Annotated in this window: 19 protein-coding genes, 1 rRNA gene and 1 pseudogene; 17 read left to right on the forward strand and 4 right to left on the reverse strand. The window is 73.1% G+C overall.

Annotated elements, in window-relative coordinates; translation table 11 throughout:
- Nucleotides 1–143 precede the first annotated feature (143 nt).
- The 3 genes and pseudogenes from rrf to CG719_RS35780 all read left to right on the forward strand — a co-directional run bounded on the left by rrf (nucleotide 144) and on the right by CG719_RS35780 (nucleotide 2,319).
- Nucleotides 144–260 (forward strand): 5S ribosomal RNA (gene rrf / locus CG719_RS06980).
- 550 nt (nucleotides 261–810) lie between these two features.
- A pseudogene (locus CG719_RS37510) lies at nucleotides 811–1,431 on the forward strand (hypothetical protein); the annotation flags it as partial.
- 66 nt (nucleotides 1,432–1,497) lie between these two features.
- Nucleotides 1,498–2,319, forward strand: a complete 822-nt coding sequence (locus CG719_RS35780; RefSeq protein WP_199836564.1) for a hypothetical protein — start codon at nucleotides 1,498–1,500, stop codon at nucleotides 2,317–2,319.
- A gap of 82 nt (nucleotides 2,320–2,401) precedes the next feature.
- Here the strand turns inward: CG719_RS35780 and CG719_RS06990 are convergent, their stop codons facing one another.
- Nucleotides 2,402–3,694: a DUF1015 domain-containing protein gene (locus tag CG719_RS06990; protein WP_100567631.1), complete on the reverse strand. Its 1,293-nt coding sequence runs from the start codon at nucleotides 3,692–3,694 to the stop codon at nucleotides 2,402–2,404.
- Between the two features lie 72 nt (nucleotides 3,695–3,766).
- Between CG719_RS06990 and CG719_RS06995 the strand changes: the two genes are divergently transcribed.
- The 4 genes from CG719_RS06995 (at nucleotide 3,767) to CG719_RS07010 (ending at nucleotide 7,832) form a co-directional block, all read left to right on the forward strand.
- The gene (locus tag CG719_RS06995; RefSeq protein ID WP_100567632.1) at nucleotides 3,767–4,792 is read left to right on the forward strand and encodes an HAD-IIA family hydrolase; all 1,026 of its coding nucleotides are present in this window, start codon (nucleotides 3,767–3,769) and stop codon (nucleotides 4,790–4,792) included.
- 66 nt (nucleotides 4,793–4,858) lie between these two features.
- Nucleotides 4,859–5,899 carry a FecCD family ABC transporter permease gene (locus tag CG719_RS07000; protein ID WP_100567633.1) on the forward strand — a complete coding sequence of 347 codons (1,041 nt, stop codon included), beginning with the start codon at nucleotides 4,859–4,861 and terminating at the stop codon, nucleotides 5,897–5,899.
- Nucleotides 5,896–6,951 (forward strand): FecCD family ABC transporter permease, encoded by a 1,056-nt coding sequence (locus tag CG719_RS07005; RefSeq protein WP_100567634.1) that lies wholly within the window; start codon nucleotides 5,896–5,898, stop codon nucleotides 6,949–6,951. The genes CG719_RS07000 and CG719_RS07005 overlap by 4 nt, the downstream gene beginning before the upstream one ends.
- Complete coding sequence (locus tag CG719_RS07010; protein ID WP_100567635.1) at nucleotides 6,948–7,832, forward strand: ABC transporter ATP-binding protein; 885 nt, start codon at nucleotides 6,948–6,950, stop codon at nucleotides 7,830–7,832. The genes CG719_RS07005 and CG719_RS07010 overlap by 4 nt, the downstream gene beginning before the upstream one ends.
- Here CG719_RS07010 and CG719_RS07015 read toward each other — a convergent pair.
- On the reverse strand, nucleotides 7,816–8,163 hold the full coding sequence (locus tag CG719_RS07015) for a sterol-binding protein (protein WP_100567961.1): 348 nt from the start codon (nucleotides 8,161–8,163) through the stop codon (nucleotides 7,816–7,818). The genes CG719_RS07010 and CG719_RS07015 overlap by 17 nt on opposite strands.
- A 42-nt stretch (nucleotides 8,164–8,205) precedes the next feature.
- Here CG719_RS07015 and CG719_RS07020 point away from each other — a divergent pair, with 42 nt between their 5' ends.
- The 6 genes from CG719_RS07020 to CG719_RS07045 all read left to right on the forward strand — a co-directional run bounded on the left by CG719_RS07020 (nucleotide 8,206) and on the right by CG719_RS07045 (nucleotide 14,221).
- The gene (locus tag CG719_RS07020) at nucleotides 8,206–8,529 is read left to right on the forward strand and encodes a hypothetical protein (protein WP_100567636.1); all 324 of its coding nucleotides are present in this window, start codon (nucleotides 8,206–8,208) and stop codon (nucleotides 8,527–8,529) included.
- Nucleotides 8,530–8,536: 7 nt separating this feature from the next.
- On the forward strand, nucleotides 8,537–9,352 hold the full coding sequence (locus CG719_RS07025) for a TlyA family RNA methyltransferase (RefSeq protein ID WP_100567637.1): 816 nt from the start codon (nucleotides 8,537–8,539) through the stop codon (nucleotides 9,350–9,352).
- The gene (locus CG719_RS07030; RefSeq protein ID WP_100567638.1) at nucleotides 9,349–10,254 is read left to right on the forward strand and encodes an NAD kinase; all 906 of its coding nucleotides are present in this window, start codon (nucleotides 9,349–9,351) and stop codon (nucleotides 10,252–10,254) included. The genes CG719_RS07025 and CG719_RS07030 overlap by 4 nt, the downstream gene beginning before the upstream one ends.
- A 113-nt stretch (nucleotides 10,255–10,367) precedes the next feature.
- Nucleotides 10,368–12,110: a DNA repair protein RecN gene (gene recN / locus CG719_RS07035; RefSeq protein ID WP_100567639.1), complete on the forward strand. Its 1,743-nt coding sequence runs from the start codon at nucleotides 10,368–10,370 to the stop codon at nucleotides 12,108–12,110.
- Nucleotides 12,111–12,129: 19 nt separating this feature from the next.
- Nucleotides 12,130–12,885: a hypothetical protein gene (locus CG719_RS07040; RefSeq protein ID WP_100567640.1), complete on the forward strand. Its 756-nt coding sequence runs from the start codon at nucleotides 12,130–12,132 to the stop codon at nucleotides 12,883–12,885.
- Nucleotides 12,886–13,090: 205 nt separating this feature from the next.
- On the forward strand, nucleotides 13,091–14,221 hold the full coding sequence (locus tag CG719_RS07045; RefSeq protein ID WP_100567641.1) for a glycosyltransferase family 4 protein: 1,131 nt from the start codon (nucleotides 13,091–13,093) through the stop codon (nucleotides 14,219–14,221).
- A 3-nt stretch (nucleotides 14,222–14,224) separates the two neighbouring features.
- On the opposite strand, the gene CG719_RS07050 is transcribed toward CG719_RS07045, so the two are convergent.
- Nucleotides 14,225–15,892, reverse strand: a complete 1,668-nt coding sequence (locus CG719_RS07050) for a PucR family transcriptional regulator (RefSeq protein ID WP_100567642.1) — start codon at nucleotides 15,890–15,892, stop codon at nucleotides 14,225–14,227.
- 116 nt (nucleotides 15,893–16,008) lie between these two features.
- Nucleotides 16,009–17,811: a glycoside hydrolase family 15 protein gene (locus tag CG719_RS07055; RefSeq protein ID WP_100567643.1), complete on the reverse strand. Its 1,803-nt coding sequence runs from the start codon at nucleotides 17,809–17,811 to the stop codon at nucleotides 16,009–16,011.
- Nucleotides 17,812–18,328: 517 nt separating this feature from the next.
- Here CG719_RS07055 and CG719_RS07060 point away from each other — a divergent pair.
- The 4 genes from CG719_RS07060 (at nucleotide 18,329) to ald (ending at nucleotide 24,208) form a co-directional block, all read left to right on the forward strand.
- The gene (locus CG719_RS07060; protein ID WP_100567644.1) at nucleotides 18,329–19,978 is read left to right on the forward strand and encodes a CTP synthase; all 1,650 of its coding nucleotides are present in this window, start codon (nucleotides 18,329–18,331) and stop codon (nucleotides 19,976–19,978) included.
- An 85-nt stretch (nucleotides 19,979–20,063) separates the two neighbouring features.
- Complete coding sequence (locus CG719_RS07065) at nucleotides 20,064–20,690, forward strand: NUDIX domain-containing protein (protein ID WP_100567645.1); 627 nt, start codon at nucleotides 20,064–20,066, stop codon at nucleotides 20,688–20,690.
- Between the two features lie 161 nt (nucleotides 20,691–20,851).
- On the forward strand, nucleotides 20,852–22,948 hold the full coding sequence (locus CG719_RS07070; RefSeq protein ID WP_100567646.1) for a tetratricopeptide repeat protein: 2,097 nt from the start codon (nucleotides 20,852–20,854) through the stop codon (nucleotides 22,946–22,948).
- A 135-nt stretch (nucleotides 22,949–23,083) separates the two neighbouring features.
- Nucleotides 23,084–24,208: an alanine dehydrogenase gene (gene ald, locus CG719_RS07075; protein WP_100567647.1), complete on the forward strand. Its 1,125-nt coding sequence runs from the start codon at nucleotides 23,084–23,086 to the stop codon at nucleotides 24,206–24,208.
- Nucleotides 24,209–24,237 lie beyond the last annotated feature (29 nt).

Genomic DNA, 24,237 nt, shown 5'->3' on the forward strand with positions numbered 1-24,237 from the left:
TGGAGGTGACCGGTACTAATAGGCCGAGGGCTTGACCTCAGTTGCTCGCGTCCACTGTGTTAGTTCTGAGGCAACGAACAGTTGCCGGCTTTGAGCTGAACCACAACAGAAGAGTGTGCTTGTTCGCTCGAAACCATTAGGGTTTCGGTGGTCATAGCGTGAGGGAAACGCCCGGTTACATTCCGAACCCGGAAGCTAAGCCTCACAGCGCCGATGGTACTGCAGGGGGGACCCTGTGGGAGAGTAGGACGCCGCCGAACAATCTTTGGAAGGACCCCTGGTCACCAGCGTTCAGCTGGGACCAGGGGTCCTTTTGCATTTCCGTACACAAGACAGGAGTCACCGATGTCCACCAACTCTCCCGACGAGCGTCCGGAGCGCGATCAGCGCCGCCGGGACGGTGGTGACCGCGGTGACCGTGGCGGGTACCGCGGAGGACCACGCAGTAGCAACGACCGCAGCGGCTTCGGCCGTCGTGACGACGACCGTGGTCACGGACGTCGTGACGACCGTGGTGGGTTCCGTCGTGATGACAGGCCCGAGCGTGGCGACAGGCCCGAGCGCGGGGACCGCGGCGGCTTCCGCCGCGACGGCGACCGTCCCACCTACCGACGTGACGACCGACGCGATGACCGCCGTGACGATCGGCGGGATGGCGACCGCAGTGGCTTCGGCCGGCGTGACGACCGCGACCGCGGCTTCCGCCGCGACGGCGACCGCCCCACCTACCGCCCCACCTACCGCCGCGACGACCGCCGCGACGACCGCCGCGATGACCGCCGCGATGACCGCCGCGATGACCGCCGTGACGGCGACCGCGGCGAGCGCCGTGACGACCGGCGTGACTTCGACCGTGGTCCCCGTCGTGACGACCGCGGCGACCGCCGTGACGACCGTGGCGGGTTCCGTCGTGACGACAGGCCCGAGCGCGGGGATCGTGGCGGTTTCCGGCGCGACGACGACCGTGGTCACGGGCGCCGTGACGACCGTGGTGGGTTCCGTCGTGATGACAGGCCCGAGCGTGGCGACAGGCCCGAGCGCGGGGACCGCGGCGGCTTCCGCCGCGACGGCGACCGTCCCACCTACCGACGTGACGACCGCCGCGATGACCGCCGTGACGATCGGCGGGATGGCGACCGCGGTGGCTTCGGCCGGCGTGACGACCGCGACCGCGGCTTCCGCCGCGACGGCGACCGCCCCACCTACCGCCGCGACGACCGCCGTGACAGCGACCGCGGCGAGCGCCGTGACGACCGGCGTGACTTCGACCGTGGTCCCCGCCGTGACGACCGCGGCGACCGTGGCGGCTTCCGCGGCCGTGACGACCGTGGTGGGCGCGGTCCGCGGCGTGACGACCGGCGTGACGACCGGGGCGGGCGCCCGGGTGGTTTCCGGGGCCGTGACGACCGCCGCGGTGACGACCGGCGCGGCGACGACCGCCGCGGTAGCGGGCGCTTCCGCGACGACCGGGACCGGGACCGTGAGCCGATCAAGCGGCTGCCGATCCCCGAGGACGTCACAGGCGACGAGATCGACAAGGACGTCCGGCAGGAGCTGCAGAGCCTGCCCAAGACGCTCGCCGAGGACGTCGCCAGGAACCTGGTGATGGTCGCCCGGCTCATCGACGAGGACCCGGAGGGCGCCTACGGCTACTCCAGGGTGGCCCTGCGGCTGGCGTCCCGTGTCGCCGCCGTACGGGAGGCGGCCGGGTTCGCCGCGTACGCGAGCCAGAAGTACAGCGAGGCGCTCGCCGAGTTCCGTGCCGCCCGGCGGATGACCGGGAACGTGGAACTGTGGCCCCTCATGGCCGACTGCGAGCGCGGTCTCGGGCGGCCCGAGAAGACGCTGGACATGGCCGGGGCACCGGAGGTGCACAAGCTCGACAAGGCCGGACAGGTGGAGATGCGGCTCGTCGCGGCCGGTGCCCGGCGCGACTTGGGTCAGCTGGAAGCGGCCATCGTGACGCTCCAGAGCCCCGAGCTGGCCTCCGGCTCGGTCCAGCCGTGGACCGCGCGCCTGCGGTACGCCTACGCCGACGCGCTGCTCGCCGTCGGCCGGGAGCCCGAGGCACGGGAGTGGTTCGCCAAGGCCGTCGAGGCCGACCGGGACGGCAGCACCGACGCCTCCGACCGACTGGCCGAGCTGGACGGCGTGGAGTTTACCGACGCCCTCGACGAGAACGGCGAGGACGGCGAGGACGGCGAGAGCAGCGAGAACGGCCAGAACGAGGTCAAGGGCGAGAGTGGCGACGCCGCCACGTCCGACGCCGCCACGTCCGACGCCGCCACGTCCGACGCCGACACGTCCGACAAGGACTGACGGACACGCCGGCCGTCACTGACACCGGCCGTTACTGAAACAGAGGGCGGGCCCCGATCACCGGGGCCCGCCCTTCGCCGTCTCAGAGGTCCAGTGCCCTCAGCACCAGTCCCGACGCCGGCTTGGGGCCGAACGACGTCGACTTGCGGGGCATCGTGACCCCCTGGCGGGCCAGGTCGCGGACGACCTCCTCGCGGACCGGGTGCATCAGGACGGCCGTGCCGCCGTCGCGTTCGGCCTTCTCCACGGTCGCGACCGTGTCGTGGATGTAGGCGATGTGGGCCGGGGAGTCCTCGGGGATGTGCCAGACGTGCTCGAGGAGCGTGGCGTGCAGGACGGTCGCGTCGAGGGTGCGCCAGGCGGCGGGGTGTTCCGCCGGGACCGTGCGGGCCAGCAGGGCCGGGTCCGGGCGGTCCACGAGGTGGAAGGAGCCGTCGCCGGCGAACAGGTAGGCGTTGCCCTCGCAGGCCGCGTCCGCGAGCGCCTCCAGGGCTTCCGTCAGGGGCAGGTCCAGCCGCCGTACGCGGAACAGGCCGTCCAGGGCGGACAGCGCGTCGGCGACCGGCAGGCCGTGCAGCAGACGGTGGATGGCGCGTACCCGGAGCGGGTAGCGGGCCGTGTCGACCAGGAGGACCAGACCGTAGTCCCAGGCGCTGGGGGAGGGGTGCTCCGCGCGCAGCCGGCGGTAGGTCGCCCAGCGGTGATGCCCGTCGGCGATCAGGGCCTGGTGCCGGGCCAGGTCCTCCTGCACGCGCGCGAGGTCGGCGGGGTCGGTGATCGCCCACAGGCGGTGGCCGAAGCCGTCCTCGGTGGTCGTCGACAGCAGCGGCGGCCGTTCGGCGACCCGCTCGATGATCATCGTGGTGGCGGCGGTCGAGCCGTCGCCGCGGTAGGTGAGCAGCAGCGGTTCGAGATTGGCGCTGGTCGCGCGCATCAGGGCGGCGCGGTCGGCGACCACGTGCGGCATGACGTCCTCGTGCGGCAGCACCACGCCCTCCGCCGGCTCCGACACGCGCAGCGCGCCGATCAGTCCGCGTTGCAGCAGGCCGTCGCCGTCGCACTGCTCGTAGACGTACAGCGCCGGTTCCGGGTCGGGGACGAGGACGCCCTCGGAGAGCCAGCGGCGCAGGGTTTCCGCCGCCTGCTTGTTGCGGGCGCTGGGGCTTGAGGCCTGCGGCAGAATCAGCCGAACGATGTTGTACGGATCGGCCGACTGGAGGTGGTGCAGGCCGTCGGGCCGCACGACGACGTCGTACGGCGGGGACGTCACGGCGGCCAGGCTGCCGACCCGGTCGGGGTCGTAGCGCAGGCCGTGGAACGGGGTGAGTTCGAGGCCCGGGCGTGTTGTCGCCGGTGGGGGACCTGCTGTGTTCATCCCGGCATCGTACGTGTGTCAGTGGCGTAGGGGATGATCGGGGAAAACGGGTGTCATGAGGAGAGATGCGGAATGAGGCAGGGCGTCAGGACGAGGCCCGAGGGCAGTGCACAGGCCCTGAGCGAGGCGTACGACACGGCCCTGCTCGACCTGGACGGAGTGGTCTACGCGGGCGGCCACGCGATCGCGCACGCGGTCGACTCGCTGGGCACCGCCCGCGCGGGCGGGATGCATCTGGCGTACGTCACCAACAACGCCCTGCGCACCCCGGCCGCGGTGGCCGCGCACCTCACCGAGCTGGGCATACGGGCTGAGGCGTCCGACGTGGTCACCTCCGCGCAGGCCGTGGCCCGGCTGATCGCGGACCAGGTGCCGCAGGGTGCGCGGGTGCTGGTGATCGGCGGTGAGGGGCTGCGCACGGCGCTGCGCGAGCGGGGTCTTGAGCCGGTGGAGTCGGCCGACGACGACCCGGCCGCGGTGGTGCAGGGCTACGGCGGTCCGGACCTGCCGTGGGGGCGTTTCGCGGAGGCGTGCTACGCGATCGCGCGCGGGGTGCCCTGGTTCGCCTCCAACACCGATCTGACGATTCCGGGCGCCCGCGGGATCGGTCCGGGCAACGGCGCGGCGGTCGAGGTCGTCCGGATCGCCACGGGCGCGGAGCCGCAGGTGGCGGGCAAGCCGCTGCCGCCCATGCACCGCGAGACGGTCCTGCGCACCGGCGCGGAGCGGCCGCTGGTGGTGGGCGACCGGCTGGACACGGACATCGAGGGCGCGTTCAACGGCGGGGTCGACTCTCTGCTCGTCCTGACCGGGGTGACCGACGGCGCGCAACTGCTCGCCGCGCCCCCTCGGCACCGGCCGACGTATGTCGACGCGGATCTGCGGGGGCTGCTCACCGGGCAGCCGGAAATCACTCGGGAGGGTGACGGTTTCCGGTGCGGCGGGTGGACGGCGACTGCGGACACCGCTCTCGGACTGAGCGGTGAGGGGGAGGGACTGGACGGGCTCCGTGCCCTGTGCGCGGCGGCGTGGACGGCCGGCGGCGACAGCGGGTGCGAGCTGGACGGGGGGAAGGCGCTGGCCCGACTGGGGCTGTGAATCCGGTGAACCGGTGGAACGCGGGGAATCGTCAATCCGGCGCAGAGGGTAGGCTAACCTAACCTCGTGTTGGTCGACAGTCCCCCAGAAGAGCGCGCGGCGGCCGCCGCGCCCCCGACCCGCCGAGGCGTGCGAGCCGCGGGGCTCCTCGTCTCCGTCGCGATACTGCTGCTCGTCGCACTGGCGAGCATCGCGATCGGAGCGAAGGAGCTGTCCCCGGCCCAGGTCTGGCACGGCCTGTTCCAGAACTCGGGGACGTACGGCGACGTCGTGGTCGGCGAGCGGCTGTCCCGTACGGTCCTCGGTCTGCTCGCCGGATCGGCGCTCGGGCTGTCCGGGGCCGTGCTCCAGGCACTGACCCGCAATCCGCTGGCCGACCCGGGCATCCTCGGCATCAACGCGGGCGCGTCCGCCGCCGTCGTCACCGCCATCACCTTCCTGGGCGTGACGAGCCTCAGCGGCTACGTCTGGTTCGCCTTCTTCGGTGCCGCGGCCGTGGGCGCCCTGGTGTGGTTCCTCGGCGGCAGCCGGGGCGCCACACCCGTACGCCTCGCGCTCGCCGGCACCGCGATCGGCGCCGCGCTGTACGGCTACGTCCAGGCCGTGATGATCATGGACGGGGCGGCGCTGGGCAGGATGCGGTTCTGGACCGTGGGCTCGCTCGCCTCCGCCACGACGGCGACCGTCACCCAGGTGCTCCCGTTCTTCGCGGTCGGCACGGCCGTCGCCCTGTTGCTGGCCCGGCCGCTCAACGCCATGGCCATGGGCGACGACACCGCCCGCGCCCTGGGCACCGACCTGAACCGCACCCGGGCGCTCGCCATGCTCGCCGCGACCGTGCTGTGCGGGGCGGCCACCGCCAGCTGCGGGCCGATCGTCTTCGTCGGCCTGATGGTCCCGCACGTCGTGCGCTCCTTCACCGGACCCGACCTGCGCTGGATCCTGCCCTACGCCACGGTCCTGTCGCCCGTGCTGCTGCTCGGCGCCGACGTCGTGGGGCGGGTCGTCGCCCGGCCCGCCGAGCTCCAGGTCGGGGTCGTCACCGCGATCATCGGCGGCCCGGTGTTCATCCTGCTCGTACGGCGGCGGAGGACGGCCCAGCTGTGAAGACCACCCGCACCCCCCGCCCCGCACGGGCCCTGCGCACCCCCGGCGGGCTGTCCCTGCGCCTCGACGTCCGCACGTGCGCGGTCGTCGCCCTGCTGGTGCTGGCCGCGCTCACGGCGAGCGTCGTGCTGATCGGCACCGGCGACTTCCCGATCCCGGCCTCCGACGTGCTGAGGGCGCTCGTCGGGCAGGGCAGTCAGGGGCAGGAGTTCATCGTCCGCGAACTGCGGCTGCCACGCGTCCTCGTCGGGCTCCTGGTCGGCGGCTGCCTCGGCGTCGGCGGCGCGCTGTTCCAGTCCGTCTCCCGCAATCCGCTGGGCAGCCCGGACGTGCTCGGCCTCTCGCAGGGCTCGGCCGCCGGCGCGCTCACCGTCATCGTCCTGTTCTCGGGCAGCGCCACCGCCGTCACCCTCGGCGCGCTCGTGGGCGGCCTGGTCACCGGCGCGGCCATCTACCTGCTGGCCTGGAAGCAGGGCGTGCACGGGTACCGGCTGGTCCTGGTCGGCATCGGCGTCTCCGCGGTGGTCACCGCCGTCAACGGCTATCTGATCACCAAGGCCGACTTCGTGGACGCGGCCCGCGCGGTGGTCTGGATGACCGGCTCGCTGGACGGGCGCGACTGGACCCAGGTCGGACCGCTGGCCCTCCTGTGCGCCGTGCTCCTCCCGGTCGTCCTCGCCAACGCGCGCGGCCTGCGCATGCTGGAGATGGGCGACGACGTCTCCTCCGCCCTCGGGGTGCGCGTCGAACGCGTACGGCTGCTGCTGATGGGCTGTGCCGTCCTGCTGGTCGCGGCCGCCACCGCGGCCGCCGGGCCCGTGAGCTTCGTGGCCCTCACCGCGCCGCAACTCGCCCGCCGCCTGACCAGCTCCCCCGGCCCCAACCTGCTGCCCTCCCTGTGCATGGGCGCCGCCCTGCTGGTCACCGCCGACCTGACCGCCCAGCGGGCCTTCGGCGCCGACCAGCTGCCGGTCGGCGTGGTCACCGGCGTGCTCGGCGGGGTCTACCTGCTGTGGCTGCTGGTCGCCGAGCGCAGGGCCGGACGGATATGAGCGCCCGCAGCAACGCAGTGAGCAACCGAAGGAGCACCGTGAACCGCCTGTCCGCCGACAACGTCACCCTCGCCTACGACCAGCGCGTCATCGCCGAGCAACTGTCGGTCGAGATACCCGACAACTCCTTCACGGTGATCGTCGGGCCCAACGCGTGCGGCAAGTCCACGTTGCTGCGGGCGCTGTCGCGGATGCTCAGGCCCAGCCGGGGCCGGGTGCTGCTCGACGGGCAGGTCATCCAGTCGATGCCGGCCAAGCAGGTCGCCCGGACGCTCGGGCTGCTGCCGCAGTCCTCGATCGCGCCCGACGGGATCACCGTCGCCGACCTCGTGGGCCGCGGCCGCTACCCGCACCAGGGAATCCTGCGCCAGTGGTCCGCCGAGGACGAGCGGGTCGTGCGCGAGTCCATGGAGCGCACTGGCGTCGGCCGGCTCGCCGAGCGGTACGTCGACGAGCTTTCGGGCGGCCAGCGGCAGCGCGTGTGGATCGCCATGGCACTGGCCCAGCAGACACCGCTGCTGCTGCTCGACGAGCCCACGACGTACCTGGACATCCAGCACCAGATCGACGTCCTCGACCTGTGCGCCGAACTCCACGAGGAGCAGGGGCGCACCCTCGTCGCCGTGCTGCACGACCTCAACCACGCCGCCCGCTACGCCACCCACCTCGTCGCCCTGCGCGGCGGCCGGGTCGTCGCCCAGGGCGCGCCGAGCGACATCGTCACCGCCGACCTGGTGGAGGAGGTGTTCGGGCTGCGCTGCCAGGTCATCGACGACCCGGAGACCGGCACGCCACTGGTGGTGCCGGCGGCGCGTGCCGCACGCGCGCGCGTGGCGGCCCACCACATGGCCGCGGGACCGGCCGCTAAAGAAGCTTCGTGAGCCGCACCAGGTCCAGCACGCCCGCCTGGAGCTTCACTCGCCCCGACCCCCAGGCCTTGGCGAACGCCAGCTCCCCGCCGACCAGCGCGATCAGGTCGTCGCCGGTCATGGCGAGCCGGATCTCGGCCTTCTTCGGCGGCGGCCCCTGAACGGTTTCCCGGACCTCTATCCGGCCGTCGACGAGGCGGCCCAGGAAGCTCACGTCGAGATCCTTGATGTGGCAGCTCACCGAGCGGTCGAGGGCCGCCGCGTCGCGGACGCCCCCCTCCGCCTTCGCCATGTTGTCGGAGAGTCTTTCGAGTGCGCTGCGGCACTCCTCGATCGTTGCCATCACCACCGACGTTACCCCAGTGCTTCGCGGTAGCGTCTGGGCATGAGCGACTCTGTGACCGGGACGGAGGTCCGGGAGGAGGCGCCGGCCCCCGAAAGCGAGGCCCCCGGGCCCGGCGACGTGATCGGCGAGCACGGCCCCGCCGCCCCCGCCCCGCTGCTCGTGCCCCGCACACCCACCGGCGACGCCCGCGTCGACGCGGCCCTGGAGCGGCTCGGTGACGCCGACCACCTCGCCACGGACGGACACCTTCAGGTGTACGAGGATGTACACGGGGGGCTGCGAGACGCGCTCACCGCGCTCGACGCCCGTCCGGGACCTCCGGCGCCCCCCGCGCAGTCACCGCCGTACCGACACAGGAGCTGAACCGAACGTGGCAGGAGTCGCACGCCGCCGTCTCGACGCGGAGCTGGTCCGCCGGAAGCTCGCCCGCTCGCGCGAGCACGCCGGCCAGCTGATCGCCGCCGGGCGGGTCACCGTCGGCAAGACCGTCGCGACCAAGTCCGCCACCCAGGTGGAGACCGCCGCCCCCATCGTCGTCGCCGACGACGACAGCGACCCCGACTACGTCTCCCGCGGCGGGCACAAGCTGGCCGGTGCGCTGAAGGCGTTCATGCCGCGCGGACTGGCCGTCGAGGGGCGGCGGGCCCTGGACGCCGGCGCGTCCACCGGAGGCTTCACCGACGTGCTGCTGCGCGCGGGCGCCGCACACGTCGTCGCCGTCGACGTCGGATACGGACAACTCGCCTGGTCTTTGCAGAGCGATGAACGCGTCACCGTCAAGGACCGTACGAACGTACGCGAGTTGACGCTCGAAGCGATCGATGGGGAGCCTGTGGATCTTGTCGTGGGGGATCTGTCCTTCATCCCGCTCGGCCTGGTGCTGCCCGCCCTGGTGCGGTGCGCGAAGCCGGACGCCGACCTGGTGATGATGGTCAAGCCGCAGTTCGAGGTGGGGAAGGAACGACTGGGCAGCGGGGGTGTCGTACGGAGTCCGGAGCTGCGGGCGGAGGCCGTGCGGACGGTGGCGGAAAAGGCCTGGGAACTGGGGCTGGGGGCCGAAGGCGTCACCGCCAGTCCGCTGCCCGGGCCGTCCGGGAACGTCGAATACTTTCTGTGGCTGCGTGCCGGGGCGCCCGCCCTGGACCCGGCCGATGTTGACCGTGCAGTGGCGGAGGGGCCGCGTTGACACAGACCCAAGCTCGAACCGTTTTCCTGCTGGCCCACACCGGTCGGCCGGCCGCCATCCGCAGTGCCGAACTCGTGGTCAAGGGGCTGCTGTTGTCCGGCATCGGCGTACGCGTCCTGGAGGCGGAGGCACGCGACCTGCCCCTGCCGGACGAGGTGGAGCTGGTCAAGGAGGCCACCCCGCAGTCCCTCGACGGGTGCGAACTGCTCATCGTGCTGGGCGGTGACGGCACGCTGCTGCGCGGCGCGGAGTTCGCCCGCGCCTCGGGCGTGCCGATGCTCGGGGTCAACCTCGGGCGGGTCGGGTTCCTCGCCGAGGCCGAGCGGGACGACCTCGACAAGGTCGTCGACCGGGTGGTCAGCAAGGCGTACGAGGTCGAGGAGCGCATGACCGTCGACGTGGTCGTGCACCGCAACGGGGACATCGTGCACACCGACTGGGCGCTGAACGAGGCGGCCGTGCAGAAGGTGTCCGCCGAGCGGATGCTGGAGATCGTGCTGGAGATCGACGGGCGCCCGGTGACCGGGTTCGGCTGCGACGGCATCGTCTGCGCCACCCCCACCGGCTCCACGGCGTACGCGTTCTCCGCCGGCGGGCCCGTGGTGTGGCCGGAGGTCGAGGCGCTGCTGATGGTGCCGATCTCCGCGCACGCGCTGTTCGCCAAGCCCCTGGTGACGTCGCCCGACTCCGTCCTGGCCGTCGAGGTGCTGCCGCACGTCCCGCCGGGCGTGCTGTGGTGCGACGGGCGGCGCACGGTCGAACTGCCGCCCGGCGCGCGCGTGGAGGTGCGCCGCGGAGCGGTACCGGTCCGCCTGGCCCGCCTGCACCACGCCTCGTTCACGGACCGCCTGGTCGCCAAGTTCGCGCTGCCGGTCTCGGGGTGGCGCGGGGCACCGCACTAGCCGCGCACCGCACCGGCCGCGCACGCACTGGGCCCGCCGGCCCGGGACACGGGTGGGCGGGACCGTTCCCTCCAAGGGTGGGGTGGCGTCGCACGGCGCCACCAAAACCTCGTATGGTCGTGCTCGTGTTGGAGGAGATGCGGATACGGTCACTCGGAGTGATTGACGACGCGGTCGTCGAGCTGTCGCCGGGGTTCACCGCCGTCACCGGTGAGACCGGTGCGGGCAAGACCATGGTCGTCACCAGTCTGGGACTGCTGCTGGGCGGACGCGCGGATCCCGCGCTGGTGCGGATCGGCGCCGGGAAGGCGGTCGTGGAGGGGCGGGTCACCGTACCCGCGGACGCCTCCGCCGCCGTACGGGCCGAGGAGGCCGGTGCCGAGCTCGACGACGGTGCGCTGCTGATCAGCCGTACCGTCTCGGCCGAGGGCCGCTCCCGGGCGCACGTGGGCGGGCGGAGCGTGCCGGTGGGGCTGCTCGCCGAACTCGCCGACGAGCTGGTGGCCGTGCACGGGCAGACCGACCAGCAGGGACTGCTCAAGCTGTCCCGGCAACGGCAGGCCCTCGACCGGTACGCGGGCGACGCCGTCGCCGCGCCGCTCGCCAAGTACGCCGGGGCCTACCGCCGGCTCCGAGCCGTCACCGCCGAGCTGGACGAGATCACCACCCGTGCGCGTGAGCGGGCCCAGGAGGCCGACATGCTGCGCTACGGCCTCGACGAGATCGCCGGGGTCGAACCGCGGGCCGGGGAGGACACCGAGCTGGCCGAGGAGGCGGAGCGGCTCGGCCACGCCGAGGCGCTGTCGTCGGCCGCGTCGGCCGCGCACGCCGCTCTCGCGGGCGATCCGGAGGACCCCGAGGGCATCGACGCGACCACGCTCGTCGCGGGCGCCCAGCGGGCCCTGGAGGCCGTCCGGTCGCACGATCCGGCGCTGGCCGCGCTCGCCGACCGCATCGGCGAGATCGGCATCCTGCTCGGTGACGTGGCCGGGGAGCTGGCGGGGTACGCCGACAACCTGGACGCCGATCCGCTACGGCTGGCGGCGGTCGAGGAGCGGCGGGCCGCGCTCGGCGCGCTGACCCGCAAGTACGGCGAGGACGTCAGCGCCGTGCTCACCTGGGCCGAACAGAGCGCCGCGCGGCTCACCGAGCTGGACGGCGACGACGAGCGGCTCGGGGAGCTGACCGCCGAGCGGGACGCGCTGCGCGCCGAACTGGGCGGCCTGGCCCAGGCGCTGACCGACGCCCGGACGGAGGCCGCGGAGCGGTTCGCCGCCGCCGTGACGGCCGAGCTGGCCTCGCTGGCCATGCCGCACGCGCGCGTGTCGTTCGACATCCGGCAGACGGAGGACCCCGAGGGCGTCGAGGTCGGCGGCCGAACCGTCGCCTGCGGGCCGGCCGGTGCCGACGAGGTCGAACTGCTCCTCGCCCCGCACCCCGGCGCTCCGCCACGGCCGATCGCCAAGGGTGCCTCCGGCGGTGAGCTGTCGCGCGTGATGCTGGCCGTCGAGGTCGTCTTCGCCGGGACGGATCCGGTGCCGACGTATCTGTTCGACGAGGTCGACGCGGGCGTCGGCGGCAAGGCGGCCGTGGAGATCGGCCGGCGCCTGGCCCGGCTGGCCAGGAGCGCCCAGGTCGTCGTGGTCACCCACCTGCCCCAGGTCGCCGCCTTCGCCGACCGGCAGTTGCTGGTGGAGAAGACCAACGACGGCTCGGTGACCCGGTCCGGTGTGAAGGTGCTGGAGGGCGAGGACCGGGTCCGGGAGCTGTCCCGGATGCTGGCCGGCCAGGAGGACTCGCAGACGGCGCGGGCGCACGCCGAGGAACTGCTCGCAGCGGCCCGGGCGGACCTGTAGGAGTGCGTAAGGTGGCGGGATGATCTCCCGGACCGCCACCTCGTTCGCGCTGGCCGCCTCACTCGCCCGGGCCGGTACCGCCGGCCTGCGGGCCCTCGCGCCCGGCGGCCGCGCGCTCTGGGAGCGGCGGAACCACGCGGGGCGCACCGTCGGGCTGTACCCGGGGCCCGCGGTGGCTGTGGCGGCCGCTGCCGCGGCCGCGCGGGTGCGGCCCGCGGCCGGTCTCGCGGTGCTCGCGGCCGGGGTCTGCGGCGCCTACGACGACGTCGCCGGCGCGGGTGACGGGCGGCGCGGGTTCCGGGCGCACCTCGCCGCACTGCGGGGCGGTGAGGTGACCAGCGGGGCGGTCAAGCTGTTCGGGATCTCGGCGGCCGGACTGGCCGCCGGGGCGCTGCTGAAGCAGCGGCCGCTGGACAGGTTCCTGGCCGGGGTCGTGATCGCCGGGGCCGCGCACGCCGTCAACCTCCTGGACGTGCGGCCCGGCCGGGCCGCCGCCGCGGCGCTCGCGCTCGGGGCGCCCGGGCTGCTGCGCGGCGGACCGGGCGCGGAGCTGGCCGCCGTCACCACGGGGGCCGCCGCGGCCGTGCTCCCCGAGGACCTCGGAGAGCGAATGATGCTCGGTGACACGGGGGCGCACGCCCTGGGCGCGGTCCTCGGCACCGCGGTCGTCGCGTCCAACGGGCGCGCCGGACTGGTCGCCCACGCCGCGGCGGTGGTGGTCGCGGCCGTCTACGGAGACAGGGCGAACACCCGTCAAATTCACTCGTGTGAGTGACGTGGTCCTTGGCTGCCGCCTGCTCTCGCACACTTCCGACACTCCGGCGGGACAGGAACACCCGTACGTGCTGGCATCCTTGGAACGGGAGCCCTGCGCCGAGCGGGGCGCGCGGTCGAGCACCTCGACTCGATACCTTCTGTACGTTTCCCCGTAACTTCACTTTCCCGTACCCGTCCGACGCCGAACCAGGAGCCCCGGCCGCGTGAGCCCCGTGATCAGCCACGTATCGCACGGTCAGTCGACGCTGCGCACCGTGCAGGTGCTGGGCGGAGGCAGCGCCGGCAGCAGCGCGCACGTGCGGTCGCTGGCGGCGGGGCTGGTCGCCCGGGGCGTGCGGGTGACGGTGTGCGCCCCCGCGGACGCCGACCGCGCCTACGCGTTCTCCGGCGTCGGCGCCCAGCACGTGCACGTGCCGCGCAGCAGCGACCCGGTGTCCGTGGCCGCGCTGCGCACGGTCTGCGCGGACGCCGACCTGGTGCACGCGCACGGGCTGCACGCCTCCTTCCGCGCGGTGCTGGCGCTCAGCGGCCGCGGCACGCCCCTCGTGGTCACCTGGCACAACCACCAGCCCGCCGAAGGGGCCCGCGCCCATCTGCTGCGGCTGCTGGAGCGCCGCGTGGTCAGGGCCGCCACCGTCGTGCTCGGCACCACCTCCGAACTCGTCGACCGGGCCCGCGGCCGGGGCGCGCGGGACGCCCGGCTCGCCGCGGTCGCGGTGCCCCGGCCGGCCGGCGGATACGAGCACCCGGACCGTCCCCGCGCCAAGGTGCGCGCCGAACTCGGCGCCACCGACCGGCCGTTGCTTATCTCCGTCGCGTCTCTGGATCCGGGCCGCGGCCATGAGCTGCTGCTGGACGCGGCCCGCGCCTGGCGCCTGCTGGAACCCGTGCCGCTGCTCGTCGTCGCGGGGGAGGGGCCGTCGCGTACGGAGCTCCAGCGGCGGATCGAGGACGAGGGGCTGCCGGTGCGGCTGCTCGGACGGCGCGACGACGTCGGTGAGTTGCTCGCCGCCGCCGACGTGGCGCTGCTGCCGAGGAGCTGGGAGGCCCGTTCCGTCCTGGCCCAGGAGGCGCTGCACGCGCGGGTGCCGCTCGTCGCGGCGCGGACCGGCGGCATCCCCGAACTCGTGGGCGACGCGGCCGAACTGGTACCGGACCAGGACCCGGAGGCGTTCGCCGGAGCCGTCATACGGCTGCTCGGCGACCCCGAACGCCGCGAGGAACTGCGGGACCTGGGCACCCGGCAGGCCGCCACCTGGCCCACCGAGGACGAAACGGTCGCCCAGGTGCTCAGCGTCTACGACGAGTTGACCCGGCCCCGGCCGCTGGCCTGACGCTCAGGGCACGTGCCGGCGGGCCCGCAGGGCCAGGCTGAGGGCCAGGACCGTCTGCGGGTCGTCGAGGTCGGTGCCCAGCAACTCCCCGATCCGGGCGAGGCGGTTGTAGAGCGTCTGCCGGTTCAGGTGCAGTTCGCGTGCGGTCTCAGCCTTGCGGCCCGCGTGCGCCAGATAGGTCTGGAGGGTGGGCAGCAACGGCGGCTTCGAGCGCCGGTCGTGGTCGCGCAGCGGGCCGATCGCACGGTCCACGAAGGCCGCCAGGTCGGGATGGTCGCGCAGCCGCCACAGCAGCAGGTCGATGTCGAGGCGGCGGGCGTCGTACCAGGGCCGGTCCGGCAGCCCCTGCGCCGCAGTCGCCGCCTCAGCCGCGTGCCGCAGGCCCGCAGAGGCGGCCGCCCAGCCGCCGGCCATCCCGACGACCACCACCTCCGGCTGCCCGTCCGGCCGCCGCATCCCGGCCCGTTCCACACCCGCCCGCAGCGCCGCCGCGACCCGGTCCGCGACGGTGGTCCGCTCCGCCTCCGAGCGCAGCCCGACAAGGAGCGGCACCCGGCCCTCGACCGGCCGCACGCCCAGCAGCACCGGCACGCCCACCGAGGCCAGCTCCTCGGCGACCGCGCGGGCCAGCGCCGCCCAGCCCCCGCCGCCACTGCCCGCGCTCGGCCGGGCGGTGCCCCCGGTGGACGCGAGCGCGTCACCGAGCCGCATCACCACGGGCAGCAGCGGGCTGCCGCCCGGCTTGAAACCGAGGACCCGGGCCTGCGCGGGGGCGTCCTCGGCGGCGATGCGCCCCTCGGCGAGGTCGGTCAGGAAGTCGCCGCGGCCACGCGCCGCCAGCTCCTCATCCTGGCGGGCCTGCATCAGCACCACGGCCAGCAGTCCCGCCGCCCGCTCGGCGGCCATGCGGTGCACCGGGGCCAGCGGCGAGCGGACCGGCAGCAGCACCAGCCGGGCGCGCACCGAGCCGGTGCCGGGACCGCCGCCGGGCACGTCCACGACGACCGAACCGGCCGGCGGGGCCGCGTCCTTGCGCTGGCCGCGCAGCCCCTCCCACACCTGGAGCGGATCGGCGCCCTCGGGGCCGGAGCCGGCCGCGTACAGCAACTGCCCGTCCGGGGTCTCCAGGAACACCGGGTTGCCGCCGAAGTCGGCCAGGATGCCGAGCACCTGAGGCACCCCGCCGCCGCCGAGCAGTGCCTGGGTGCAGCGCAGGTGCACCTCCTCGGCCCGCTGGAGCAGCGCGTAGTGACCGTTGATGATCTCCGTGTGGATCTCCTCGGTGACCGCCACGAACGGCACCTCGCGGTGCAGCTGGACGAGGGGGAGACCCGCGGTCCGCGCGGTCTCGACGAGGGCGGCGGGCAGGCGGGTGAAGCGCGGGCCCAGCTCCACCACCAGGGCCGCGATGCCGCGGTCGGCGAGGGTGCGTACGAAGACCCGCTGGTCCGCGGGGCGGGTGCCGAGGCCGTAGCCGGTGGTCAGCAGCAGCTCGCCGCCCTTGAGGAGGGAGGCGATGTTGGGGACCTCGCCGGCGTGCACCCAGCGGACGGTGCGGGTCAGCTTGTCGGCGCCGGCGAGGACCTCGGGGAGGCCGCTGCGGAGGCCGGGCAGTTCGAGGGCGCGCCGGACGGTGATGCCGGTGCCCTCGGTGTCGAATCTGCGGTCCATGAAGCGGACGCTACCTCTGCCCGCGGCACGGCGGCAGCGCCGGGTGGCCGGCCCGCCCCGGCCACTGTGAGCTGGGACGACCGCCGGGCGGACGCGCTCGCCCGCCCGGCTCCCGGTCAGCCGCCGTAGGCGCCGCTCGCCGTCAGGCGCAGGGCCGTGTCGATCAGCGGCACATGGCTGAAGGCCTGGGGGAAGTTGCCCACCTGGCGCTTGCGGCGTGGGTCCCACTCCTCGGCGAGGAGGCCCAGGTCGTTGCGGAGCGACAGGAGCTTGTCGAAGAGCTTGCGGGCCTCGTCCACGCGGCCGATCATCGCCAGGTCGTCGGCCATCCAGAAGGAGCAGGCGAGGAAGGCGCCCTCGTCGCCGGGCAGGCCGTCGACGCCCGCGTGGTCGCCGTCGGTGGGGTAGCGCAGGATGAACCCGTCCGTGGTGGACAGCTCGCGCTGGATCGCCTCGATGGTGCCGATGACCCGCTTGTCGTCCGGCGGCAGGAAGCCCATCTGCGGGATGAGCAGCAGGGACGCGTCCAGCTCCCGCGAGCCGTAGGACTGCGTGAAGGTGTTGCGCTCCTTGTCGTAGCCCTTCTCGCACACCTCGCGGTGGATGTCGTCGCGCAGCACCTTCCAGCGCTCCAGGGGGCCGTCGGCCTCCCCGGACTCGATGAGCTTGATGGTGCGGTCGACGGCGACCCACGCCATGACCTTGGAGTGCACGAAGTGGCGGCGCGGCCCGCGCACCTCCCAGATGCCCTCGTCCGGCTCCTGCCAGTGCTTCTCCAGGTACTGGATCAGCTTGAGCTGGAGCAGGGAGGCGTAGTCGTTGCGGGCCAGGCCCGTCATGTGGGCCAGGTGCAGCGCCTCGGTGACCTCGCCGTAGACGTCCAGCTGGAGCTGGTGCGCGGCGCCGTTGCCCACCCGGACCGGAGCGGAGTTCTCGTAGCCGGGCAGCCAGTCCAGCTCCGCCTCGCCGAGTTCGCGCTCGCCGGCGATGCCGTACATGATCTGGAGGTTGTCGGGGTCGCCGGCGACGGCCCGCAGCAGCCATTCGCGCCAGGCGCGGGCCTCCTCGCGGTAGCCGGTGCGCAGCAGCGAGGACAGGGTGATCGCCGCGTCCCGCAGCCAGGTGTAGCGGTAGTCCCAGTTGCGTACGCCGCCGATGTCCTCGGGCAGGGAGGTGGTGGGCGCCGCGACGATGCCGCCGGTCGGGGCGTAGGTCAGCGCCTTGAGCGTGATCAGGCTGCGGATCACGGCCTCGCGGTAGGGGCCGTGGTACGTACAGTGCCCGACCCACTCGCGCCAGAACTCATCGGTCGCCTCCAGCGACTGCTCCGGCTCCGGCAGCGGCGGCGGCTCCTTGTGCGAGGCCTGCCAGGAGATCGTGAACGCGATCCGGTCACCGGGAGCGACCGTGAAGTCCGCGTACGTGGTCAGCGACTCGCCGTAGGTCTTCGCCGATGTGTCGAACCACACGGAGTCCGGCCCCGCCACCGCCACCGTGCGGCCCTCGTGCCGGTGCACCCACGGCACGATCCGGCCGTAGGAGAAGCGCATGCGCAGCGTCGAGCGCATCGGCACCCGGCCGCTGACGCCCTCCACGATGCGGATCACCTGCGGGGCCCCGTCGCGCGGGGGCATGAAATCGGTCACGCGGACGGTGCCGCGCGGGGTGTCCCACTCGGATTCGAGGATCAGCGAGTCGCCGCGGTAGCTGCGCCGGGCCGCGGTGGGCGGCTGGGTGCCGTCCGCGAACGCCGGGCCGATCCGCCAGAAACCGTGTTCCTCGGTACCCAGCAGGCCGGCGAAGATGGCATGGGAATCGAAGCGGGGCAGGCACAGCCAGTCGACTGTCCCGTCCCGGCAGACCAGGGCAGCGGTCTGCATGTCTCCGATGAGTGCGTAGTCTTCGATGCGCCCGGCCACGTGCAACTCCAGTCGAACGGCCACGTCACACCCCACGAAGGGGCTGTCGCTTAGTGCGGTCAAGGGGTGGTTGTAAAGCGTCGTCGAGCGGTGGGGGAACCGCCGGTCCGCCGCGGGGGCAGAACGACAACCCTTGCTCAACGAACTGACGAGCTCTAGTTGTTCCGGGTCATACGGACGGGGGTGGTGCCGTGTTGCCGGCCGGGCTCCTCAGCGAGTGTCCGAGCAGGATACGACGCACGTAGATGATCTGCGTGCCGCTCCGGGCAACCCGGGTGCGCCGAACGAGTGAGCCATGCGTGAGGGACCTGTGAGTGGTATGCGCACGTGTCCGAGCGTGCGCGGAGCGTGGCCGGGAGCCATGCCCGTCAGGCGCTGATACCCTGGTAGCCCGTGGACCGGTGGGCTCGAAACCCCCGAACCGCAGCGACGGCACCTCAGCCGGAACATCCGGGTTCCCCGGACCGGCCAGCCGTACCGCACGACCAACCGCGACCACGGGAGCCCCCTCTTGGCCATGCCGCCGAAATCTACGACGACCAAGCACATCTTCGTCACCGGGGGTGTCGCCTCCTCGCTCGGCAAGGGCCTCACCGCCTCGAGCCTCGGAATGCTGCTCAAGGCCCGCGGCCTGCGCGTCGTGATGCAGAAGCTCGACCCGTACCTGAACGTGGACCCGGGCACGATGAACCCCTTCCAGCACGGTGAGGTGTTCGTCACCAACGACGGCGCCGAGACCGACCTGGACATCGGCCACTACGAGCGTTTCCTCGACCGGGACCTGGACGGCTCGGCCAACGTCACCACCGGCCAGGTGTACTCCACGGTCATCGCCAAGGAGCGGCGCGGCGAGTACCTGGGCGACACGGTGCAGGTCATCCCGCACATCACCAACGAGATCAAGCACCGCATCCGGCGCATGGCCACCGACGAGGTGGACGTCGTCATCACCGAGGTCGGCGGCACGGTCGGCGACATCGAGTCGCTGCCGTTCCTGGAGACCGTCCGCCAGGTCCGCCACGAGGTCGGCCGGGACAACGTCTTCGTCGTGCACATCTCGCTGCTGCCCTACATCGGCCCCTCCGGTGAGCTGAAGACCAAGCCGACCCAGCACTCGGTCGCCGCGCTGCGCAACATCGGCATCCAGCCGGACGCGATCGTGCTGCGCTGCGACCGTGAGGTCCCCACCGCGATCAAGCGCAAGATCTCCCTGATGTGCGACGTCGACGAGGCGGCCGTGGTCGCCTGCCCCGACGCCCGGTCGATCTACGACATCCCGAAGGTCGTGCACGCCGAGGGCCTGGACGCCTACGTCGTGCGCAAGCTGGACCTGCCCTTCCGCGACGTGGACTGGACGACCTGGGACGACCTGCTGGACCGCGTCCACAACCCCGACCACGAGATCACCCTGGCCCTGGTGGGCAAGTACATCGACCTGCCCGACGCCTATCTGTCGGTGACCGAGGCGCTGCGCGCCGGCGGCTTCGCCAACAAGGCCCGGGTCAAGATCAAGTGGGTCACCTCCGACGACTGCAAGACCGCGGCCGGCGCCGAGCAGCAGCTCGCCGACGTCGACGGCATCTGCATCCCGGGCGGCTTCGGCGACCGCGGCGTGCTCGGCAAGGTCGGTGCCATCCGCTACGCCCGCGAGAACGGCATCCCGCTGCTGGGCCTGTGCCTGGGACTGCAGTGCATCGTGGTCGAGGCCGCCCGCAACCTGGCCGGCATCGCGGACGCCAACTCCACCGAGTTCGACCCGGCCACCGGCCACCCGGTGATCTCCACCATGGCCGAGCAGCTCGACATCGTGGCCGGCGAGGGCGACATGGGCGGCACCATGCGGCTCGGCATGTACCCGGCCAAGCTGGCCGAGGGCTCGATCGTGCGCGAGGTCCACGACGGCAAGGAGTACGTCGAGGAGCGCCACCGCCACCGCTACGAGGTGAACAACGCCTACCGCGCGGAGCTGGAGAAGAAGGCGGGCATCGTCTTCTCCGGCACCTCCCCGGACGGCAAGCTCGTCGAGTACGTGGAGTACCCGCGCGACGTCCACCCCTACCTGGTCGCCACCCAGGCGCACCCGGAGCTGCGCTCGCGCCCCACGCGCCCGCACCCGCTGTTCGCCGGCCTGGTGAAGGCCGCCGTCGAGCGGAAGATCTCCAAGTAGCACGCCCGGTTGTACGGTTGCGGGGGTGCGTGCCGTCGAAGGCGCGCACCCCCGTTCTGTTTGCGCACGTCGGAAAGGGCAGGGCATGACGATCAAGGACATCCCGGAGGAGTGGGAGATCCGGGCCACCGGCACCCCGTTCGTCGGCGGCAAGACCTCCGTCCGCACCGACGACGTGGTCATGCCGGACGGTTCCGTGGTCACCCGCGACTACCAGGTGCACCCGGGCTCCGTGGCCGTCCTCGCCCTCGACGAGGAGGACCGGGTGCTGCTGATCCGCCAGTACCGCCACCCGGTGCGGCAGCGGCTGTGGGAGATCCCGGCGGGCCTGCTCGACGTGCCCGGCGAGAACCCGCTGCACGCCGCCCAGCGCGAGCTGTACGAGGAGGCCCACGTCAAGGCCGAGGACTGGCGGGTGCTGACCGACGTCTACACCTCGCCCGGCGGCTCCGACGAGTCCGTGCGGATCTTCCTCGCCCGGGGCCTGTCCGAGGCGGTCGGCGAGCGCTTCGCGGCGGAGCACGAGGAGACCGACATGGAGCACGCGCGGATGCCGGTGGACGAACTGGTGCGGGGCGTGCTCGCGGGCGAACTGCACAACACCTGCCTGGCGGTGGGGGTCCTGTCGCTGGTCGCCGCACGCCAGGGGGACGGGCTGGACGCGCTGCGCCCGGCCGAGGCGCCCTGGCCGGCGCGCCCCTTCGCGTCCTGAGCGCGCCGTCGAACCTCGCGGTGTGACCATCGCCTGATCCGATCGGGCGACGTGTCCGTCGTGCTCCGCACGGTACGTCGCAGAGCGTGAACTAGGCTCTGGAAGCGCCCGGACCGGAGTCCCGGCGGGCTTGCACGTGCGGTGGGACGGGAGTGTGGCCCGTGACGGATCAGGCGGTGGACGCAGGCGGCGTGGGCCTGTCCGGCGGGGATTCGTTCCCCGCGGCCGCGAAGAGTCTTTTCCTGGGCCGTAAGCGGGAGTTGAAGGAGCTGCGCGCCGACATCGAGCGGACCGGCCTCGACACCCTGACCGGCCGCAAGGCGCCCCGCGCACGCGTCCTGCTGATCGCGGGCAGGCCCGGATCCGGCCGTACGGCACTCGCCGAGGAACTGGTGGAGCAGGTCGCGCAGCGTTACCCCGGTGGTGTGCTGCGCGCCAGGCTCACCGAGCCCGACGGCACCCCCGTGGCAGTCGAGGTCCTCGCCCGCGACCTGCTCACCGCCCTCGATCTGCCGACCCCGCCCGGCGCCGCCGAGGACGACCTGACCGAGGCCCTGCGCACCGCGCTCGCCGAGCGCCGGGCACTGCTCCTGCTGGACGACGCGGCCGGCGCGGACCAGGTCGACGCGCTGCTGCCGGAGAACGCCGACTGCCTCCTCGTCGCCGTCTCCCGGGGCCCGCTCACCGGGATCGCCGACGTTCGCCCGTGCACCCTGGGCGGCCTGGACACCAAGTCCGGTGTGGAACTGCTGGCACAGCGCATCGACCCGGTGCGCATCACCGTCGACCCGCGGGCCGCCGAGAGCCTGGTCGAGGTCTGCCAGGGCCAGCCCGCCGCGCTGACGCTGGCCGGCGGCTGGCTCGCCGCCCATCCCCAGGCGGCCGTCGCCGATCTCACCAAGCAGCTGCGCGCCGACCCCGACGACGGCTCCGTCCTCGGCCGGGTGCTGCGGTTCGTGCACGGCACCCTGTCCGGCACGGCCGCCCGGCTGCTGCGGCTGCTCTCCCTCGCCCCGGCCGGTGACGTCGACCCGCAGACCGCCTCGGCGCTCGCCGGCTGCTCGGTCGAGGCCGCCCGCGGTCTCCTCGACGACTTCGCCGACCTCGGGTTGCTGCGCGCCGTCCCCTCTTCGATGCCGTGCTACGAGGTCCCCGGCTGCCTGCACCCGCTGCTGGCTGAGCTCGCCGAGCGCCAGGACCGCCCCGCCGAGCTGCGGCTCGCCCGCGCCAGGATGCTGGAACGGACCGTGCGGCTGCTCCAGTCCTGCCGGGCGATCACCGAGACCGACAGCCCCGAGACCAGGGAGAAGCTCAAGAGCCTGCCTTCCGGGCTGCGCTTCGCCACGCCGCGGGCCGCCGAGAGGTGGCTGCGCGCCCGCAGGCCCGCCCTGCTCGCCGCGGCCCGGCTCGCCGTCGCCGACGGCGAGCTGGACACCCTGGCCCGCCGTCTGATGTCCCAGCTCGTGCGGGCCATGGTGGCGCACATCGGCACCCAGGCCGCGGCCGCCGACCTCTACGGCGTCCACCGGCTCGTCATGGACGTGGCCGAGCGGCGCGGGCTGCCCCGGGAGAAGGCCGCCGCCCTGCTGAACCTCGCCGACCTGGACGCCCGCACCGGGCGTACGGCGGGGGCACTGGCCCGCTACCGGGCCGCGCTGGATGCCGGACGGGAGGCCGAGGACCCGTACGCGATCAGCCGCGCCATGGAATCCGTAGGCAGCTCCCACCAGGAGCTCGGGGACTACGACCGGGCCGCCGACTGGTTCGGCCGGGCCCTGGCGCAGCGGCTGGCACGTGCGGAGCGCGAGGACGCCGCCCGCCTCTACGGCCGCATCGCCACCGCGCACACCTACACGGGCCGCTACGGCGAGGCGCTTCGCAACTGGCGGGCGGCCGCCGCCGTGCACCGGAAGTCCGGCGATGTCGCCGCCCACGCGCGGGCGTTGAGCGAGCTGGCGCGTGTCCAGGAGTACGCCGGGCGGCCCGAGGACTGCCTGCGCACCTGCCAGGAGGCGGTCGAGTGGGCCCGCCGCGCCGAGGACGTACGGCTCCAGGCGGCGCTCCAGCTGCGGCTCGCCGACACCCTGGAGCGGCTGGGCGACGCGACCACGGCGGCCCTGCACCGCCGGGCGGCCCGGCGCCTGCTCGACGCCGAAGTCGAAGAGGTCCCTGCGGCCGAGGACGGGGGTCCGGAGGGCCCATTGACGGAAGAAGGCGCCAATGCCTGCGAAATCCGCAGTGCATCCACTGAAGATTGATGCAATGAAAGGCTAGACAGAGGGAAAGCCTTCATTAGACTGGTGCTGCCGCTCGTTCTCCTGCGGTGTCGCCTGGTATGCCTTCGCATGCCGGGGTACGTCTGCAATTGCCCCACATTCTCTGAGCCAAGGACCGTGATCGACGTGAAGGTCGGCATCCCCCGCGAAGTCAAGAACAACGAGTTCCGGGTGGCCATCACCCCCGCAGGCGTGCACGAGCTCGTGCGCAACGGCCACCAGGTCGTCGTCGAGCGGAACGCGGGTGTCGGCTCCTCGATCCCGGACGAGGAGTACGTGGCCGCCGGTGCCCGGATCCTCGAGACCGCGGACGAGGTCTGGGCCGCCGCCGACATGGTGCTGAAGGTCAAGGAGCCCATCGCCGAGGAGTACCACCGCCTCCGCAAGGACCAGATCCTCTTCACCTACCTGCACCTGGCCGCCTCCAAGGAGTGCACGGACGCCCTGCTGGAGTCGGGCACCACGGCGATCGCCTACGAGACCGTCGAGCTCCCCAGCCGCGCGCTGCCGCTGCTCGCCCCGATGTCCGAGGTCGCGGGCCGCCTCGCGCCGCAGGTCGGCGCCTACCACCTGATGCGCGCCGCGGGCGGCCGCGGTGTGCTGCCGGGCGGCGTCCCGGGCGTGCCGGCCGGCGAGGCCGTCATCATCGGCGGTGGCGTCTCCGGCTGGAACGCCGCGCAGATCGCCATCGGTCTGGGCTTCCACGTGACGCTCCTGGACAAGGACATCAACAAGCTCAAGGAGGCGGACAGGATCTTCGGCACGAAGATCAAGACCGTCGTCTCCAACGCCTTCGAGCTGGAGAAGGCCTGCGTCGAGGCCGACCTCGTCGTCGGCGCCGTGCTCGTCCCGGGCGCCAAGGCCCCGAAGCTGGTCAGCAACGAGCTGGTGTCCCGGATGAAGGCCGGAAGTGTCCTTGTCGACATCGCGATCGACCAGGGCGGCTGCTTCGAGGACTCCCACCCGACCACGCACGCCGAGCCGACCTTCAAGGTCCACGAGTCGGTGTTCTACTGCGTCGCCAACATGCCGGGCGCGGTGCCCAACACCTCGACCTACGCGCTGACCAACGCCACGCTGCCGTACATCGTCGAAGTCGCCAACCGCGGCTGGGTGGAGGCGCTGCGCCGTGACGCGGCGCTGGCCAAGGGCCTCAACACCCACGAGGGCAAGGTCGTTTACCGCGAGGTCGCGGAGGCCCACGGCCTGGAGCACGTCGCGCTGGAGTCCCTGCTCGGCTGAGCGGGTCGCCAAGTCGCCAAGGCATGAAA

This window comes from Streptomyces sp. CB01373 (assembly GCF_002803075.1).
GTDB lineage: Bacteria > Actinomycetota > Actinomycetes > Streptomycetales > Streptomycetaceae > Streptomyces.